The sequence below is a fragment of the Parazoarcus communis genome, assembly GCF_003111665.1.
GTDB classification, from domain to species: domain Bacteria; phylum Pseudomonadota; class Gammaproteobacteria; order Burkholderiales; family Rhodocyclaceae; genus Parazoarcus; species Parazoarcus communis_B.
Genome location: NZ_CP022188.1, coordinates 496,788 through 513,763, shown reverse-complemented (window position 1 = coordinate 513,763; position 16,976 = coordinate 496,788). Strand labels below are relative to the sequence as shown.

General features: G+C 64.7%; 16 protein-coding genes and 1 tRNA gene. 9 read left to right on the top strand and 8 right to left on the bottom strand.

All coding sequences use genetic code 11. The annotated features are described in order from the left end of the window. Window positions 1–26 precede the first annotated feature (26 nt). From CEW87_RS02380 to CEW87_RS02350, 7 genes are all read left to right on the top strand, one after another. Window positions 27–917 carry a DMT family transporter gene (locus CEW87_RS02380; RefSeq protein ID WP_108971294.1) on the top strand — a complete coding sequence of 297 codons (891 nt, stop codon included), beginning with the start codon at window positions 27–29 and terminating at the stop codon, window positions 915–917. Between the two features lie 174 nt (window positions 918–1,091). Beyond that, window positions 1,092–2,873 (top strand): fumarate reductase (quinol) flavoprotein subunit, encoded by a 1,782-nt coding sequence (frdA, locus tag CEW87_RS02375; protein ID WP_108971293.1) that lies wholly within the window; start codon window positions 1,092–1,094, stop codon window positions 2,871–2,873. Then, on the top strand, window positions 2,866–3,612 hold the full coding sequence (locus CEW87_RS02370; RefSeq protein ID WP_108971292.1) for a succinate dehydrogenase/fumarate reductase iron-sulfur subunit: 747 nt from the start codon (window positions 2,866–2,868) through the stop codon (window positions 3,610–3,612). Before frdA ends, CEW87_RS02370 begins: the two co-directional genes overlap by 8 nt. Beyond that, complete coding sequence (locus tag CEW87_RS02365; RefSeq protein ID WP_108971291.1) at window positions 3,609–4,007, top strand: fumarate reductase subunit C; 399 nt, start codon at window positions 3,609–3,611, stop codon at window positions 4,005–4,007. The genes CEW87_RS02370 and CEW87_RS02365 overlap by 4 nt, the downstream gene beginning before the upstream one ends. Window positions 4,008–4,015: 8 nt before the next feature. Further along, a complete protein-coding gene (gene frdD / locus CEW87_RS02360; protein ID WP_108971290.1) occupies window positions 4,016–4,372 on the top strand; it encodes a fumarate reductase subunit FrdD in 357 nt (118 codons plus the stop codon). A 109-nt stretch (window positions 4,373–4,481) separates the two neighbouring features. After that, entirely contained in the window at window positions 4,482–5,561 is a 1,080-nt protein-coding gene (gene ada / locus CEW87_RS02355; protein WP_234421641.1) for a bifunctional DNA-binding transcriptional regulator/O6-methylguanine-DNA methyltransferase Ada, read from the top strand. 83 nt (window positions 5,562–5,644) lie between these two features. Continuing rightward, a complete protein-coding gene (locus CEW87_RS02350) occupies window positions 5,645–6,565 on the top strand; it encodes a DNA-3-methyladenine glycosylase family protein (protein ID WP_234421640.1) in 921 nt (306 codons plus the stop codon). A gap of 46 nt (window positions 6,566–6,611) precedes the next feature. On the opposite strand, the gene CEW87_RS02345 is transcribed toward CEW87_RS02350, so the two are convergent. After that, a complete protein-coding gene (locus CEW87_RS02345) occupies window positions 6,612–7,526 on the bottom strand; it encodes a LysR family transcriptional regulator (RefSeq protein ID WP_108971288.1) in 915 nt (304 codons plus the stop codon). A 94-nt stretch (window positions 7,527–7,620) separates the two neighbouring features. On the opposite strand from CEW87_RS02345, the gene CEW87_RS02340 reads away from it, so the two are divergent. Next, window positions 7,621–9,216 (top strand): NADH-quinone oxidoreductase subunit L, encoded by a 1,596-nt coding sequence (locus tag CEW87_RS02340; protein WP_108971287.1) that lies wholly within the window; start codon window positions 7,621–7,623, stop codon window positions 9,214–9,216. 20 nt (window positions 9,217–9,236) lie between these two features. Further along, window positions 9,237–11,777 carry a YbcC family protein gene (locus tag CEW87_RS02335; protein WP_108971286.1) on the top strand — a complete coding sequence of 847 codons (2,541 nt, stop codon included), beginning with the start codon at window positions 9,237–9,239 and terminating at the stop codon, window positions 11,775–11,777. Between the two features lie 130 nt (window positions 11,778–11,907). On the opposite strand, the gene ychF is transcribed toward CEW87_RS02335, so the two are convergent. The 7 genes from ychF to lolB form a co-directional block, all read right to left on the bottom strand. Then, on the bottom strand, window positions 11,908–12,999 hold the full coding sequence (ychF, locus tag CEW87_RS02330) for a redox-regulated ATPase YchF (RefSeq protein WP_108971285.1): 1,092 nt from the start codon (window positions 12,997–12,999) through the stop codon (window positions 11,908–11,910). Next, the gene (gene pth, locus CEW87_RS02325; RefSeq protein ID WP_108971284.1) at window positions 12,996–13,676 is read right to left on the bottom strand and encodes an aminoacyl-tRNA hydrolase; all 681 of its coding nucleotides are present in this window, start codon (window positions 13,674–13,676) and stop codon (window positions 12,996–12,998) included. The genes ychF and pth overlap by 4 nt, the downstream gene beginning before the upstream one ends. Before the next feature lie 41 nt (window positions 13,677–13,717). After that, window positions 13,718–14,335: a 50S ribosomal protein L25/general stress protein Ctc gene (locus tag CEW87_RS02320; protein ID WP_108971283.1), complete on the bottom strand. Its 618-nt coding sequence runs from the start codon at window positions 14,333–14,335 to the stop codon at window positions 13,718–13,720. 82 nt (window positions 14,336–14,417) lie between these two features. Then, on the bottom strand, window positions 14,418–15,368 hold the full coding sequence (locus CEW87_RS02315; RefSeq protein ID WP_108949410.1) for a ribose-phosphate pyrophosphokinase: 951 nt from the start codon (window positions 15,366–15,368) through the stop codon (window positions 14,418–14,420). Between the two features lie 79 nt (window positions 15,369–15,447). After that, window positions 15,448–15,524: transfer RNA gene (locus CEW87_RS02310), tRNA-Gln, on the bottom strand. A gap of 12 nt (window positions 15,525–15,536) precedes the next feature. Next, entirely contained in the window at window positions 15,537–16,415 is an 879-nt protein-coding gene (gene ispE, locus CEW87_RS02305) for a 4-(cytidine 5'-diphospho)-2-C-methyl-D-erythritol kinase (protein WP_108971282.1), read from the bottom strand. Then, complete coding sequence (lolB, locus tag CEW87_RS02300; protein WP_199917102.1) at window positions 16,397–16,969, bottom strand: lipoprotein insertase outer membrane protein LolB; 573 nt, start codon at window positions 16,967–16,969, stop codon at window positions 16,397–16,399. The genes ispE and lolB overlap by 19 nt, the downstream gene beginning before the upstream one ends. Window positions 16,970–16,976 lie beyond the last annotated feature (7 nt).

The window sequence follows — 16,976 nt, the reverse complement described above, 5'->3', positions numbered from 1 at the left end:
TTCGGCTACGGCCGCTACAGGCCCTGATGAACGCGTCCGGAAACCATGCCCTGAAAGCTGACCTGCTTTTGCTCGCGGCGACCCTGCTCGCCGCCTGCGGCTGGATCTTCTCCAAGGAGTCACTTGCCGGCCTGGCGCCGTTTCAGTTCGTGGGGTGGCGTTTTCTGATCGCCGGCCTGGTGCTCGCCGTCTTCAGCTGGCCTCAGCTGCGGGTACTCGATCGCGCTGCGCTCGGGCGTGCTGCGATGGTGGGTGTGCTGTTTGCCGCGGCGATGTCACTGTGGATTCTCGGACTTCAGCATGGCAAGCATCTCGGCGAAGGGGCTTTCATTGCCAGCCTGGGTATCGTGCTGGTGCCGGTGTTTGCGCGAATCTTCTTCGGGGAGCGGCCGCCGGTCAGCACCTGGGTGGCCTTGCCGGTCGCCCTGAGCGGTTTTGCCTGTCTGTCGCTGGCGCACGGTTTCCGGGTCGAGCCCAGCCAGTGGTTCTTTTTCGCCGCTGCACTGGTCTTTGCATTCCTGTTCAATCTCAACTCACGCGTGGTGCGTGGCGTGCCGGTGCTGGCGCTGAGCACGATTCAGGTCCTGATCGTCGGTGTCCTGGTGCTTCCGGCATCTGCGCTCGTGGAAACCTGGCCCGCGACAGTGCCAACGCCCGTGCTGGTCTGGCTACTGGCAAGCGCGCTGATCGCGACGACCCTGCGCTTTCTGGTGCAGTTGCACGGTCAGAGTCTGACCACGCCAAGCCATGCGGCGGTGATCCTGATGCTCGAACCGGTGTGGACTGCGCTGGTCGCAGCCTGGTGGTTTGGCGAGTCGATGAGTGCCATGCAGTTGCTGGGCTGCGGACTGATTGCGCTGGCCCTGGTCATCAGCCGCTGGCGCTGGATCAGGGGGCTGTTGAAATCGGTGCTCTGAGGGCGGTGCCGCAGCAGAAAACGGTGCCCTTCACTGCCCGATGGCGATATGCTCAATCAGTGGCAGGATCGCAGAGGCAAGCCGGTCATGCGATGCTGAGCTGATTGTGGGCGGCTGCGGACATGCCAGAAGGGTAGGGATCACTCCGTTCAACACGCAACAGGAGGACCGTCGATGGAGGTTTTCAAGGCAGATGTCGTGATCGTGGGGGCGGGCGGCGCAGGCTTGCGCGCAGCGATTGCGGTGGCCGAGTCCGATCCTGCGCTCAAGGTTGCGCTGGTGTCCAAGGTCTATCCGATGCGCAGCCACACGGTGGCAGCGGAAGGCGGGTCGGCCGGTGTGGTGCAGTCGCACGACAGCTTCGAGCATCACTTCAACGATACGGTATCCGGCGGCGACTGGCTGTGCGAGCAGGACGTGGTGGATTACTTCGTCGCCCAGTGCCCGGAGGAAATGGTGCAGCTCGAGCACTGGGGCTGCCCATGGAGCCGCAAGCCCGATGGCCATGTGAATGTGCGTGCCTTCGGCGGCATGAAGATCGAGCGCACCTGGTTCGCTGCCGACAAGACCGGCTTTCACATGCTGCACACCCTGTTCCAGACCTCGATCAAGTATCCCTCGATCAAGCGTTTCGACGAGCACTTCTGTGCTGACCTGATCGTCGAGGACGGGCGTGCGCAGGGCGTGGCGGTGATCGAGATCGCCTCGGGCGAATTCACCCTGATCGAAGCCGGCGCGGTGGTGCTGGCCACCGGTGGCGCGGGGCGTGTGTTCCGCGAGAACACCAATGGCGGCATCGTCACCGGCGACGGCATGGCCATGGCCTATCGCCACGGTGTGCCGCTGCGCGACATGGAGTTCGTTCAATACCACCCCACCTGCATGCCGGGCACCGGCCTGCTGTTTACCGAAGCCTGTCGCGGCGAAGGTGGCTTCCTGCTCAACAAGGACGGCTATCGTTACCTGCAGGACTACGGTCTCGGGCCGGCCGAACCCGAGCCGCGCAACAAGGCCATGGAGTTGGGCCCGCGCGACCGCCTGAGCCAGGCCTTCTGGCACGAGCAGCAGAAGGGGCGCACGATCGAGGGCCCGCAAGGCTCTGTGGTGCACCTTGATCTGCGCCACCTCGGCGAAAAGAAATTGCGCGAGCGCCTGCCGCAGATCTACGAGCTTGCCGAGGAGTTTCTCGGCGTCGATCCGGCGCTGACGCCCATTCCGGTGCGGCCGGCGGTGCATTACACGATGGGCGGCATTCTGGTCGATGGTCGTTGCGCCTCGCCCCTGCCGGGCCTGTATGCCGCAGGCGAATGCTCCAGCGTCGGCATCCACGGCGCCAACCGCCTGGGATCGAACTCGCTGGCCGAGTTGTGCGTGTTTGGCAAGGTGGCCGGACTCGAGGCGGCAGGCTTTGCCAAGTCTGCACCGCGCAGCGCTTCAGCGACCCTGCTCAAACAGGCGCAGGCTGTGGAGCTAAAAACCCGCGCGCTGGTGACCCGCTCCGATGGCACGGAACGCATCGCGACCCTGCGTCGAGAGATGGCCGCGACCATGGAAAGCGGCTGCGGCATCTACCGTCTGGCCGATACCATGCAGGCGGCGTGCGACAAGCTCGACGAGTTGCGCGCGCGCTTTCGCAATGTGCGCATCGAGGACAAGTCCAGCGTGTGGAATACCAACTGGCTGCTGGCGATCGAACTCGGCTATCAGCTCGATGTGGCGCAAGCCATGGCGTATTCGGCGCTCAACCGCAAGGAGTCGCGCGGTGCGCATCAGCGCCTGGATGGCTTTGAGCAGCGTGACGACGCGCACTTCCTCAAGCATTCGCTGGCGCACTATAACGGCGAGGCGCAGCCGCGCATTGATTATGGTCCGGTGAAGATCACCCGCTCGCAACCTGCGGTCCGCGCCTATGGCGCCGCGGGCGAGAAGGCTGAAAAGGAGGCACGGCATGGCTAGAACGATCACCATGGAAGTGCTGCGCTACCGTCCGGAGCAGGATGCGGAGCCGGTTCTCCAGACCTACGAGCTGCCCTTTACCGACGACATGTCGGTGCTGCAGGCACTCCTGCACATTAAGGACGAACTGGACGAAACCCTGAGTTTCCGCTGGTCGTGCCGGATGGCGATCTGCGGTAGTTGCGGCATGATGATCAACGGCAAGCCGGCCCTGTCGTGCAAGACCTTTCTGCGCGACCTGTATCCGGGGCCGGTGCGGGTGGAGGCGCTCAGCCACTTCCCCATCGAGCGCGATCTGGTCGTGGTGATGGAGGATTTCATCGACAAGCTGGAGCGCATTCAGCCCTACATCATCCCGAAAGAGGCCCGCACGCTCGCTCAAGGGGAGTATCTGCAGACGCCGGCGGAGCTGGAGAAGTACGAGCAATTCAGCTCGTGCATCAACTGCCTGCTGTGCTACGCGGCCTGTCCGCAGTACGGACTGAACCCGGATTTCATCGGCCCTGGCGCGCTTGCGCTGCTGCACCGCTACAACGCCGATTCGCGCGATGGCGGCGCGGCGCAGCGCATGGAACTGGTTGCGGCGGAAGAGGGCGTGTTCAACTGCACTGCCGTCGGTTACTGCTCGGAGGTCTGTCCCAAGCATGTCGACCCGGCCAATGCGGTGAATCAGAACAAGACGACGGCGGCGCGCGACTACTTCCTGAGTTTCCTGATGCCGAAGGGGGGAAAGAAATGAGCAAGCGACGTCCCTATACGCGGCCGATGGCCGGCTGGTGGCGCAAGAACCCGTTCTTCGTCGAGTACATGATTCACGAGGGCACGGCCCTGTTCGTTGCGGCCTATGGCGTGGTGCTGCTGATCGGGCTGGTATGTCTGGCGCAGGGCGAGGCGGCGTGGAATGGCTGGCTCGCAACGATGAAGCACCCGCTGGCCGTGATCTTCCATCTCGCCGTACTGGCGATGATGTCCTACCACAGCTGGACCTGGTTCAAGATCATGCCCAAGACCATGCCGCCGGTCGTGATCGGCGGCAAGCGCCTGGCGCCGGCGATGATTACCGGTGGCGGCCTCGCTGTGACCGCAGTGGCGAGCCTGATCCTGCTCGGACTTGCATGGGGGCTGACACGATGAGCCGGCCGTTGAAGCGCTCCAATGCCCCGATCTTCTGGGGGCTGTTCGGCGCCGGTGGCATGCTGGCCGCCATCCTGGGGCCGGCGCTGGTGTTCATCACCGGCATCGCGGTGCCGCTTGGCGTCCTGCTGGCGCCGGATGCGATGAGCTACGCCAACATGATGGCCTTTGCCCAGAGCTGGATCGGCAAGGCCTTCGTGCTCGCCATCGTTCCGCTCTTTCTGTGGCACGCCGGCCACCGGATATTTCACAGCCTGCACGATGTTGGCATTCACGGCGGCACGGGTGCGAGGCTGATCTGTTATGGAGGCGCGCTGCTGGGGACGCTGATCACGCTGTGGGCCTTGCTCAGCATCGGTTTCTGATCGAGGGGTGCGGGTAGCAAGCGAATTCAAAAGCACGCAGCGGAGTGCCGGCTTGGGTCGGGCTTGCTAGGATGAGTCTGTCGAAGAGATTCATTCAGGAGTGCATACCATGATGTCCCAGGCCCGCGAACTGCGTGCCGGTCGCACGCTCGCCGATCCGCGCTGGGCTGCAGTGCTGTCGCGCGATTCCGGTGCCGATGGCCGCTTCGTGTATTCGGTGAGCACGACCGGCATCTTCTGCAGACCGTCGTGTGGCGCACGCACGGCACGGCCGGAGAACGTCGATTTTCATGAGAACGCGGCCGCCGCCATCGCTGCCGGGTTCAGGCCATGCAAGCGTTGCCGTCCGGATCAGCCGCCACTGTTCAGGCAGCATGCAGAAATGGTTGCCGACCTGTGTCGCATGATCGACGCCGCCGACAGCCCGCCAAAGCTGGCTGAGCTCGCAGATCACGCAGGTCTGAGCGCGTCCCATTTGCTGCGGGTGTTCAAGTCGGTGACAGGGCTGACGCCGGCCGGCTATGCTGCAGGCCGTCGCGCGCAGCGGGTGCAGGCAAGGCTGCGCGCATGTTCGAACGTGGCCGAAGCCTTGTTCGACGCCGGTTTCAATGCCAGCAGCCGCTTCTACGAGAATGCCGATGCATTGATCGGCATGACCCCCACGGCATTTCGTGCAGGCGGAGTCGATACCGAGATCCGTTTCGCAATCGGTGAGTGTGCGCTTGGCGCCATCCTCGTTGCCGCCAGCCGACGCGGCGTGTGCGCCATCCTGATGGGCGATGACGCGGCAGTGCTGGCGCGCGACCTGCAGGACCTGTTTCCGCAGGCTGAACTGATCGGCGACGACCCGGGCTTCGATCGCCTGGTCGCCAGGGTGATCGCTTTCGTGGAGGCGCCGCGTCTTGGTCTGGACCTGCCGCTGGATGTTCGCGGCACGGCATTTCAGCAGCGGGTGTGGCAGACACTGCGGGAGATTCCCGCAGGCACGACGCTGAGCTATGCCGAGCTTGCCGAGCGCGTCGGTACGCCCCGTGGTGCGCGCGCGGTGGCGGGGGCGTGTGCCGCCAACGTGCTCGCGGTGGCGATTCCGTGCCACCGCATCGTGCGTACCGATGGCAGCCTGTCGGGCTACCGCTGGGGGGTGGAGCGGAAGCGGACACTGCTTGCGCGCGAGGCGGCGGGCGAGTGAGGCGGATGGGGCATGACGAACGGAGGAAAGGCGGGTTCGCGCGGAGGTGCGGAGAGCTTGAAGGGGGCGGTCTGGAGAATGGTGTGCTGAACTGCGAGCTTGGTCTGCCGGTTGGGTTTCGTTCTGGCGATGTGCTTGCGTTTCACTTGCGCGATTCGCTGCAGGTGGCGGAGCAGGTGCAGGGGAACTGTTTGCGCAAGGGGCTGGCATGGTCGGGGCGGGCGGCTTGCCTGGAGATTGTCTTCGAGGGCGGAAGGGCCGTGGCGCGGCTGGATGTCGATGGACCACTTGCGTCGTCAGACGGTTTGTTGCTGACGGGCATGGTGAGGCGCATGCTCGGGCTGACGCAGGCGGTCGAGGACTTCGAGCAAACGTGGTGCGCACATCCGCAGGTCGGCAGGCTTATCGCGGCCCATCCGGGCTTGCGCGTACCGTTGGCGGCGACACCTTTCGAGGCGCTGAGCTGGGCCGTCACCGGGCAGCAGATCAGCGTCGCCGCTGCGCTGACGATTCGCCGGCGGCTGATTGAGGCGGTCGGGCTTCGCCACACGAGTGGTCTGTATTGTTATCCCGATGCGGCAGGCGTGCAGGCGCTGGGCGAGCCTGGATTGCGCGCGGCGGGTTTTTCCAGGGCCAAGGCGCTGACCCTGCTCACGCTGAGCGGGCTGCTTGTCAGCGGCGATCTGTCACTCGATGCGTGGGTGGAGACGCCGCCAATCGACGACATTCAGGCCTGCCTGCTGCGCATCCGCGGCATCGGGCCGTGGACCATCAACTACGCGCTGTTGCGCGGTTTCGGCTGGCTTGATGGTTCGCTGCATGGCGATGTTGCCGTGCGTCGTGGTCTGCAGCACCTGCTGGAAAGTCCGGTCCCTGTCTCGCCCGCCGAAACGGAACGCTTCCTGGCCGAATTCTCGCCCTGGCGCGCGCTGGTGGCAGCACACCTGTGGGCGCTGGATACGGCTGTTTCGCGCACGTCGGGCGCGGCGCCGAAGCTCGGGTGATGGTCGGTCCGGCTGTCGCGCAGCCGGCAGGCCCGCTGCGCACGTTTCATGCAGCGCCAGAGGGATCCGGCACTTCGGTGGAGCCTTGCAGGAGGCGTTCGAGGCGCTCGATACGATGGCGGTGCGGTGTCGTGATGGCATAAAAGCGCTCCTGCAACTGCGTGGACTGGCCCACGCTCACCAGGCTGCCCGCGTGTATTTCGTCCTGCACCACCACCTCGGGCAGCACGGTCAGCCAGTTGCTGTCCCGTGCGATCAGGCGGAGCATGGCCATGTCGTCGACTTCGGCCCGCAGCCGAGGCTGCACCCCGGCAGACATGCACATGGCGTCGAACTGCGCGCGCAGGGCGTGTCGTGGTCCGGGCAACGCAAGGTCCACACCATCGAGGTCATCCGGAACGCGCAGGCTGCGGCCCTTCCAGATGCTTGCGGGCCCGACCAGCGAGATCGCCTGACTGCCCAGGAAACGGCAGTGCAAGGGGCGGTCCGCATCTGTGGGCACGGTTTCGTTGGCCAGCACCACGTCGAGCTGATGCTGCACCAGGCGCTCGAGCAGGCCCTCCAGCAAACCCGACTCGAGGGTCAGCACCACCGAGGAATCAGCCAGCAGCGGCCGAATCCAGTTCTCCTGATAGTTGCGCGACATGGTGGCGACGCTGCCCACGCGCAGCCGGATCACGCCCTCGCTGCGGCCTTGCAGGCGCCCGAGCATTTCCTGGCTCAGCCCGAATATCGACTCCGCATAGTAGAGCACCAGCTGCCCCGTATCCGTCAGCACCAGGCGGCGCCCCTCGCGTTCGAACAGGGCCTCACCCAGACGGTCCTCCAGCTGCCTGATCTGCGCCGAAAGTGCCGACTGCGAGGTGTGCAACTCCTGCGCGGCACGTGTCAGGTGGCCCATGCGGGCGACGCGCCAGAAGTAGAACAGGTGGTGAAAGTTCAGCTGCTCCAGATTAACCATTCACTTTTCGATATCAATTAGTTCTGATTAATGTGTTTTACGGAATTGATTGATGATAGCACCATGGCGCCGGTTCAATTTGAGGTTGCCCGTCATGGATCTATCGAGCTTCTTGCTCCCGGCCAGCGCTTTGGCGCCTGCGGCCCTGATGTTGATCGCCGCGATGCTGCCCCGCGCCGGCAGCGCACGCGAGGCCTTGCTGTGGAAACGTTTCAGCCATCTCTCCGGTGCTGCGCTGCTGTGCGCGCTGGCGAGCCTGGGCCTGCACCAGGTCTTGGTGCCACCGTCCCCGGGTGCGAGTTCAATGCAATGGCTGCCCTGGCTGGTGGTCGGTTCGCTGGGTGCCGTTCTGGCGGTGCTGGTGCAGTTTCTGGGTACGGTCATCGCAGTATTCTCGTCACGTTACCTGCAGGGCGAGGCGGGGCAGGCGCGCTATGTCACCGCACTTGCAGGGGTGCTGGCCGCAGTCCATCTGCTGCTGCTTGCGGACCACTGGCTGGTGTTGATCGCAGCCTGGGCGCTGGTGGGCGTGGCGTTGCAGCACCTGCTCTGCTTCTACCCGGATCGCCCGTTCGCCTTGCTGGCTGCGCACAAGAAGCGGATTGCCGACCGCCTGGCCGACGCGCTGCTGATCTGCGCTGCGGCGCTTGCATGGTGGGCAGTGGGCAGCGGATCGCTGTCCGATCTCCGGCAACACCTGGCGCAGGACGGCGTGTCGCTCCCGCTGCAGTTGAGCGCAGTGGGTCTGGTGCTGGCGGTGATCCTGCGCACTGCGCTGCTGCCTGTGCATGGCTGGCTGATCCAGGTCATGGAAGCGCCGACGCCGGTTTCCGCGCTGCTGCATGCCGGCGTGGTCAACCTCGGCGGCTTCGTGCTCATCCGCTTCGCGCCCTTGCTCGAGGCGGTACCTGCTGCACGCTGGCTGCTGGTCGCGTTCGGGCTTGGCACTGCACTGCTTGCAGGCCTGGTGATGCTGACCCGCATCAGCATCAAGGTCCGGCTGGCGTGGTCTACCGTGGCGCAGATGGGCTTCATGGTGCTCGAATGTGGTCTCGGCCTCTACACGCTTGCCGCGCTGCATCTTGTCGGTCACTCGCTGTACAAGGCGCATGCCTTTCTGTCGGCATCCACGGTGGTGCACACCAACAAGTTGCAGATGATGCGCGGCAGTGCTGCGTCTTCGGTGCGGAGTCTGGTGGCGGCACCGCTGCTGGCGGCTGCGCTTGTCGGCCTGATTCAGGCGCTCGTCCCCGCTGCGGGCTGGCCATGGTGGTGGAGTGGTGTGCTGGCGCTGGCATGGTCGCCGCTGCTGTGGTCGCCCGCCCGGCATGACGGCGAGGCCGGTCGGGCGTGGTGGTCGCTTGTCGCGGGCTTGAGCATGGTGTCGGGGCTCACGATGGCAGCGCTTGTGGCACATGCCCTGCCGTTCGGCCTGACGGACGCGCCTCTCCATGCTGCCGGACTTGTCGCCCTGGCAGGCATGGCGCTGATGTATCTCTGCCTCGTCACCCTGCAGCTTCATCCGCAAGGGCTGGCCGTGTGGCGGCGCTGGAGCTACGCCGGCTTCTATGTGGACGAGCTCTACACCCGCCTGGCCTTGCGCCTGTGGCCAACGCGCTGGACCGCCGGAACCGCCGCGCCTGATGGCCACGCGATGGCTGGCGCAGTGGCCGTCGCAGCCCCCAGGTAATCAGATTTCAGGAGAATTTCATGGACACAGTGACCCTTGATCGCGCCTCATCCCGGCTTGAGGATGACGCAGCGCTGCACACGCGTATCGAAGCTGCGTGCGAGCAGGCCTGCCAGACCATCGCGCCGGCCTGGCCGCTCGATCGCGCAATTGCCGTCAATCCGCACTGGTCGCGGATCGGCAGGCCCGTTCGGCAGGTCGCGGCGCGCATGGCGGTGCTGGGTGGCATCCAGGTGTTCCCGTCGCGCAGCTATCTGCAGCAAGCCTGGGAGGAGGGGCGCATCACCCGCCCGGACCTTGCCCATGCGTTGTCCTCACTGCCTGCTGCTCAGGCCGCCGCGCTCACCGAGCGGCAATGTGTCGATGCCTTGCACACTGCGCCTGGCTTGCCTGCCTTGCCCCTGTTGATTGATGTGCTGGACGACGATCCGGAGCGCCATGCCCGGCTGTCGTGGCGGCAGGCGATCACGCACCAGGTCAGTCAGACCTGTGCCGCCTATTTCGACGAGCATCAGGCGGACTGGCAGCCCGAGCGCGATCAGGGCCTGTATGCCTTCTGGCGGGAGACACTGATCCACGATCATGGCATCGGCGTGCTGATGGGGCTGCCCGATCTCGAGCGTTCGTTCAGCGCACTGCCCGCCACGCGGGAGGATGCCGAGCGTTGGGTTCTGCAGCGACTGGGACTGCCGGAGCCGGTATGGCCCGACTACCTCGAAGCCATCCTGCTCACGGTTAATGGCTGGGCGTCGTGGTGTGCCTACCGTGGCTGGCAGGCCAGACTTGCAGGGCAGACGGATTCGCATCTGCGCGACTTGCTCGCGATCCGGCTTGCCTGGGGGGCGATCCTGCTTGAGTGCAAGGACGATGTCGTCACCCGGCAGGCCTTCGCAGCCGTGCAGGGGGCATGGATTCGTGCTGCTGCGCTGCTCGATGAGGCGGAAGACATGCTCGTCGTGGATGAGGTCTGGCAGGTGGCGCTCGAAGCGGGCTATCAGCGTCAGCTGGCGCAGAAGCTCGGCACAGTCGCCCGCAGCACAGGGCGTGGCGGTGCCGGGCAACACGTCGAAATCCAGGCCGCCTTCTGTATCGATGTGCGCAGCGAGCCCTTGCGCAGGGCGCTTGAAGCGGTCAGTCCCGCCATCCAGACCATTGGTTTTGCGGGCTTCTTCGGCCTCCCGCTTGCCTACACGCCACTTGCCACGTCGGCACGGCGACCGCAGTTGCCGGGCTTGCTTGCACCGGCCCTCGAGGTGACGGATCGCATCACGGTGGCTGCGTCCGGTCGTGGCGCGGATGAGGATGAGCTGAACCATGCGGCGCGTAAGGCCCGGCAGCGCAGCTTTGCCTGGTCGGCGCAATGGCGCGCAGGCGGACGCTGGCCCAGTGCGGCGTTCTCATTCGTGGAAGCGGCCGGTGTGGCTTATCTCGGCAAGCTGTCGAACTGGCTGAGGCCTTCCACGGCCACGCGCAAGCGCGACGATCTGGCCGGCTTGTCCGCACGTTACCGGCCCCTGTGCCGTCCTGCCCTCACTGGTCTGGACATCGACGCCAAGGTGGCGCTGTCGTCGCGTGTGCTGCATGCCATGGGGCTGGATCGCGATCTCGCGCCGCTGGTGCTGCTGGTCGGGCATGGCAGCCAGAGTGCCAACAATGCCCACGCCGCCGCGCTGGATTGCGGCGCCTGCTGCGGTCAGACGGGTGAAGTGAATGCCCGCGTGCTGGCGCAACTGCTCAATGAGCCGGCCGTACGTGCAGGCTTGAAGGCAGCCGGAGTCGTCATTCCCGAGCACACCGTGTTTGTCGCCGCCCTGCACAACACGACGACCGATGAAATCGAAGGCTTTGATCTCGATCTGCTGCCGGCAGCGGTGCTTGCGCGTTGGGACGAACTGCAGAGGACCGTCTTCGCCCAGGCCTGCGATCAGGTCAGGCGCGAGCGTGCCGTACGACTCGGACTGGATCCGCGTGCCGGGGGCGAGCACCTCCTGACACAACTGCGTCGCCGTGCCAACGATGGCGCCCAGACCCGGCCCGAGTGGGGGCTGGCGGGCAATGCGGCGTTCATCATCGCGCCGCGTCATCGCAGCCACGGATTGGCGCTGGATGGACGCAGCTTTCTGCATGACTACGATGCCGGGCACGACCCGGATGGCAGCGTGCTTGAGTTGCTGATGACCGCGCCGATGCTGGTGACGCACTGGATCAACTGGCAATACCATGCCTCGACCTGCGAGCCAGGTCGATTGGGTAGCGGCAACAAGTTGCTGCACAACGTGGTGGGTGGGCACATCGGGGTGTTTGAGGGCAACGGCGGCGATCTGCGTATCGGCCTGTCAAAGCAGTCCTTGCACGATGGTGCGGGCTGGGTGCACGAGCCGCTGCGTCTGACCGTGGTCATCGACGCGCCGCAGCGGGCGATCGAGCATGTGATCGCGCAGCACGACGTGGTCCGCCAGCTCCTCGACAACGGCTGGCTCCACCTGTGGCGCTTCGATGACGCACAGCTGCTGCGTTACGCCGGTGGAGGCTGGCTGGCGCTGGGACTGGACGAGGCTTGATCGACGCCGGAGGCGACATCGCAGGCGCTGGGAATGGCACACAAAGAAAAAGCCGCGTCGGTGCGCGGCTTTTCGGATCCTTGCGGGATCGCCCGGATTTCAGGACGGCGCCGGTCACCCGGCGTCTGCGTCAGACGTTGAACAGGAAGTTCAGGACGTCGCCATCCTTGACCACGTAGTCCTTGCCTTCGGCGCGCATCTTGCCCGCTTCCTTGGCCGCCGACTCGCCCTTGTAGGTGATGAAGTCGTCGAAGGAGATGGTCTGGGCGCGGATGAAGCCGCGTTCGAAGTCGGTGTGGATAACACCGGCTGCCTGCGGCGCGGTGTCGCCGACATGGATGGTCCAGGCGCGCACTTCCTTCACCCCGGCGGTGAAGTAGGTCTGCAGGCCGAGGAGGTTGTAGCCGGCACGGATGAGGCGGTCGAGGCCGGGCTCTTCGAGGCCCATGGACTCGAGGAAGTCCTTCTTGTCGGCGTCGTCGAGGTCGGCGATCTCGGCTTCGATGGAGGCGCACAGCGCGACCACCTGGGCGCCTTCTGCTGCGGCATGGGCGCGGACGGCGTCGAGCTGCGGGTTGTTCTCGAACCCGTCTTCTGCGACGTTGGCGGCGTACAGCACCGGCTTCTGGGTGATCAGGCAGAACTGCCTGATCAGGGCGAGCTCTTCCTTGGCGAGGTCGAGCGCACGCACCGGCTTGGCCTGATCGAGCTGGGCGATGCACTTCTCGAGCACCGCAACCAGCGCCTTGGCTTCCTTGTCGCCGGCAGCGGCGGGGCGCTTGTAGCGGTTGAGGGCCTTGTCCACCGTCGCCATGTCGGCAAGCGCGAGTTCCGTATCGATGACTTCGATGTCGCGGATCGGGTCGACGCTGCCGGAAACGTGGATCACGTTATCGTCGGCGAAGCAGCGTACAACGTGGACGATGGCATCGGTTTCGCGGATGTTGGCGAGAAACTGGTTGCCCAGGCCTTCACCCTTGGATGCGCCTGCGACCAGACCGGCGATGTCGACGAATTCGACGATGGCGGGCTGGATCTTCTGCGGCTTGACGATCTCCGACAGGGCGTCGAGGCGCGGGTCCGGCACTTCAACGATGCCGACGTTGGGCTCGATGGTGCAGAAGGGATAGTTGGCCGCTTCGATACCCGCCTTGGTGAGGGCGTTGAACAGGGTCGACTTGCCGACGTTGGGCAGGCCGACGATTCCGCATTTCAGGCTCATGACTGGGTTTCGTCCTTGGAGTTGTCTGGCGCACCGCGCGTGTCTGCGACGGGCCTGGGGGCCTTCGGTGGCTTGGGTGGTTTGGGCGGAGCGGGGCGCGCATTGAGGCGCTGGGTCGCTGCCGTCCAGTCGCCACGGGCCAGAATGGGCCAGGCGAGGAGGGCGCGATCGATGGCTTCGTCGATCAGCGTCTGCTCTTCGCGCCGGGCGGGCTTGAGCACGTAATTGACCACTTCGTTGCGATCGCCCGGATGGCCGATACCGATTCGCAGTCGCCAGTAGTCGTTGGTATTGAGGTGGGCAGAGGTGTCCTTCAGCCCGTTGTGACCGCCGAGTCCGCCGCCGAACTTCAGTCGCAACTGGCCGGGCGGGACATCGAGCTCGTCATGCACCAGCAGGATCTCTGCCGGTTCGATACGGTAGAACCGTGCCAGCGCGCCGATGGCCTGACCTGAGCGGTTCATGAAGGTCTGGGGCATCAGCAACATGATGCCGGCGTCGCGCGCATTGGCGACCAGCCCGTGAAAACGTGACTCATGCGAGAAGCGTGCGCCAAGCTGATCGGCGAGCCGCTCACAAAACCAAAACCCGGCGTTGTGCCGGGTTTCGGAATATTCGGTGCCGGGATTGCCGAGACCGACAACCAGACGGGGAGGGCGTGCTGCCGCAGTCGTCATCGTCGTTCAGTCCCGGAAAGCCCGTTTGGCAGCAGCCGCAATCACTCTGCGGCTTCTTCGCCTTCTTCACCTTCAGCCTGAGCGGAGACGCTGCCACGCGGCGTCTGGGCGCTGGCCACAACCGGGTCGCCTTCGCCGTGATGCACGGTGCTCACGCCTTCCGGCAGAACGATCTGGGAAACGTGGATCGAATCGCCCGGCTCGAGGGCAGCCAGATCAACCGTGATGAATTCCGGCAGGTTGGAGGGCAGGCACTCGACGTCGAGTTCGGTCAGCACGTGAGCCACGATGCAGCCGCCGGTCTTGACCGCCGGGCACTCGTCGCCGTTGATGAAGTGCAGCGGCACCTTCAGGTGGATGGTTTCGCCGGCCTTGACGCGCTGGAAGTCGATGTGCATGACTTGCGGCTTGTAGGCGTGCCACTGCGTGTCACGCAGCAGTACGGTTTCCTTGGCGCCATCGATGTTGATGGACAGCACGGAAGCGTGGAAGGCTTCTTTCTTGAGCAGGTGGAACAGCTCGTTGTGATCCATCAGGATCGGCTGGGCTGCAGCTTCGCCACCATAGACGATGCCGGGCAGTTGGCCTTCGCGACGCAGGCGGCGGCTCGCACTCGATCCCTGCAGTTCGCGCTTTACAGCCTTGAATTCGATTTGCATGTGTACTACTCCAGTTGATGAAGTCTCTGCCCGCGACCAGGCAGAGATGAAAAGGCCCGCAGCAAGCCGCGGGCCGAAAAGGTTATTCCATGAACAGCGAGGAAACCGATTCCTCGTTGCTGATGCGCAGCATGGTGTCGGCAAGCAGCGAGGCCACCGAGACCTGGCGGATGCGGTTGCTGGCCTTGGCATCCTCGCGCAGCGGGATGGTGTCGGTGACAACCAGTTCGTCGAGTTCGGACTCGTTGATACGCGCAACCGCAGCACCCGACAGCACGGCGTGCGTGCAGTAGGAGAGCACGCGCTTGGCTCCGTTGGCCTTGAGCGCACTGGCCGCCTTGCACAGCGTACCGGCGGTGTCGACGATGTCGTCCATGATCACGCAGGTGCGGCCTTCGACTTCACCGATGATGTTCATGACCTCGGAAACGTTGGCCTTGGGCCGGCGCTTGTCGATGATCGCGAGATCGCACTCGAGACGCTTGGCGAATGCACGTGCGCGCACCACGCCGCCGACGTCGGGCGAGACCACCATCAGGTCTTCGTATTTCTGCTTGTCGAGATCTGCCAGCAGCACCGGTGCGGCATAGACGTTGTCGACCGCGATGTCGAAGAAGCCCTGGATCTGGTCAGCGTGCAGGTCCATGGTCAGCAGACGCTGGACACCGACGGCCTGCAGCATGTTGGCCACGACTTTGGCGGTGATCGCCACCCGGGCCGAGCGCGGACGACGATCCTGGCGGGCGTAGCCGAAATAGGGGATTGCTGCGGTGATGCGGCCGGCCGAAGCGCGCTTGAGCGCGTCGACGAGGACCAGCATTTCCATCAGGTTCTCGTTGGTGGGTGCGCAGGTGGGCTGGAGGATGAACACATCCTTGCCACGCACGTTTTCGAGCAACTCCACATTGACTTCGCCGTCGGAGAAGCGGCCTACCGTGGCCGAACCGAGGGAAATGCCCAGCCGCCGAACCACATCTGCTGCGAGTTTGGGGTTGGCGTTGCCAGTGAAGACCATCAGGCTGCCGTAGGGCATGACCGAATCTCCGATGCCGATAGAATGAAACTGTCTTCAAAAACGACTCGGGCAGGCCAGAGGCCTGCCCGTCGTTATATGGCTGGGGAAGAAGGATTCGAACCTTCGAATGCCGGAATCAAAATCCGGTGCCTTGACCAACTTGGCGACTCCCCAATTGAAACCTGATCACCTGCCGAGGCGACTCATGGGATGCTGTGCCAGGCTAAAAGCCTTCCAGGCCTGCCAGCGTGTCGGACATTGATCGACGATACGTTGAGCCTGAGCTTCCGAATCGACTGCCGCATACACACAGGCACCTGAGCCAGTCATCCTTGCCGGTGCAAAATGCGCCAGCCAGTCGATTGCCTCAGCCACTTCCGGGTACTTTCTGCACGCTACTGCTTGCAGGTCGTTCCGTGCATGGCTTGCTGTGAAGTCCGCTATTTTGATGGGGACGCTATCTCTCGTCAAGTCCTTCGATGAAAAAATTTCTGCTGTTGATATTCCGACGCCTGGCGACACCACAACGTAGCAAGCGGGGTCGAGGTGCATGGGCTGGAATTTCTCGCCGACGCCCTCGGCAAACGCGTCCCGGCCATAGATGAAGAAGGGTACGTCGGCCCCGAGCGTCAGTCCGAGCGCCTGCAATTGTTCAGGGCTGAGGTCGGTGCGCCACAGGTGGTTGAGCGCCATCAGTGTCGTTGCCGCATCCGAACTTCCACCGCCGAGTCCGCCACCCATCGGCAAGACCTTGTGCACGGTGATGTCAGCGCCGGCGCTGCAGTGTGTCGCCTGCTGCAGCAGGCGCGCGGCGCGGATCACGATGTCGTCTTCCTCGGGCACGCCCGGCAGGTCGGACAGGCGGTGGATCCGGCCGTCTTCGCGCACGCTGAAATCGAGTGTGTCACCCCAGTCGAGCAAGCGGAATGCGGTTTGCAGCAGGTGGTAGCCGTCGGCCCTGCGACCCGTGACGTGCAGGAAGAGGTTGAGCTTGGCCGGGGCGAGGCAGCCCCTGAGCTGCGGGACGGGCGGGTTTGCAGTGTGGGTCAGGGTTGCAGAGTCCATCGGTCGATCACAAGTCGGACGCGGGCGTCGCCACGCGATATTTCAAGACGGCGTGGCAGGGCGTCTGCCGCGGGGTTGAGGTATTCGGTGTAGTCGATGCGCCAGCCCTGATCGATGACCAGGCTTGGCCGGCCGGAATCGTCGAGGCTGCGAACCTCAGCGCCAGGTTGCGGGCTGGCCTGAATCCAGCCGGGAAGCCGGTTCAGGGGAAGGTCGACGCCGATCAATGCAGGAAGCAGTTCCGACGCGCTGGCGGCGCGCTGGCGCCTGCCGTCGGCAAACATCAGTTCGGCGCCGGCAGCGCTGCTGTCGAGGCGCGCGACGATCTGACCGAGTGGGCTGTAAGCTGTCCATCGATCCGCGGACTGGGCGTGGCGCCACTCGATCTGGCCGTTGGCTGCGCGCTCGCCGTCCGTGGCAGACAGGCGTCCATCGACCTCGAAGTACGGGCTGGCGGTGCGGACCACAGCGGCGCTTCCTGGCAAGGGTTGCAGCGGTGCGCAGGCTGCGAGCAGGGCGGTGACGAAGGTGGTCGCGAGAAGCTTGCGGCGCACGTGCCTG

Excerpts from the sequence above, each read along its gene's own strand:
- ychF (WP_108971285.1), bottom strand. The coding sequence starts at position 12,999 with ATGAGCCTGAAATGCGGAATCGTCGGCCTGCCCAACGTCGGCAAGTCG.
- CEW87_RS02320 (WP_108971283.1), bottom strand. The coding sequence starts at position 14,335 with ATGCAAATCGAATTCAAGGCTGTAAAGCGCGAACTGCAGGGATCGAGT.
- CEW87_RS02340 (WP_108971287.1), top strand. The coding sequence starts at position 7,621 with ATGGATCTATCGAGCTTCTTGCTCCCGGCCAGCGCTTTGGCGCCTGCG.
- CEW87_RS02380 (WP_108971294.1), top strand. The coding sequence starts at position 27 with ATGAACGCGTCCGGAAACCATGCCCTGAAAGCTGACCTGCTTTTGCTC.
- CEW87_RS02365 (WP_108971291.1), top strand. The coding sequence starts at position 3,609 with ATGAGCAAGCGACGTCCCTATACGCGGCCGATGGCCGGCTGGTGGCGC.
- CEW87_RS02345 (WP_108971288.1), bottom strand. The coding sequence starts at position 7,526 with ATGGTTAATCTGGAGCAGCTGAACTTTCACCACCTGTTCTACTTCTGG.
- frdA (WP_108971293.1), top strand. The coding sequence starts at position 1,092 with ATGGAGGTTTTCAAGGCAGATGTCGTGATCGTGGGGGCGGGCGGCGCA.
- ada (WP_234421641.1), top strand. The coding sequence starts at position 4,482 with ATGATGTCCCAGGCCCGCGAACTGCGTGCCGGTCGCACGCTCGCCGAT.
- CEW87_RS02315 (WP_108949410.1), bottom strand. The coding sequence starts at position 15,368 with ATGCCCTACGGCAGCCTGATGGTCTTCACTGGCAACGCCAACCCCAAA.
- pth (WP_108971284.1), bottom strand. The coding sequence starts at position 13,676 with ATGACGACTGCGGCAGCACGCCCTCCCCGTCTGGTTGTCGGTCTCGGC.
- CEW87_RS02335 (WP_108971286.1), top strand. The coding sequence starts at position 9,237 with ATGGACACAGTGACCCTTGATCGCGCCTCATCCCGGCTTGAGGATGAC.
- ispE (WP_108971282.1), bottom strand. The coding sequence starts at position 16,415 with ATGGACTCTGCAACCCTGACCCACACTGCAAACCCGCCCGTCCCGCAG.
- CEW87_RS02370 (WP_108971292.1), top strand. The coding sequence starts at position 2,866 with ATGGCTAGAACGATCACCATGGAAGTGCTGCGCTACCGTCCGGAGCAG.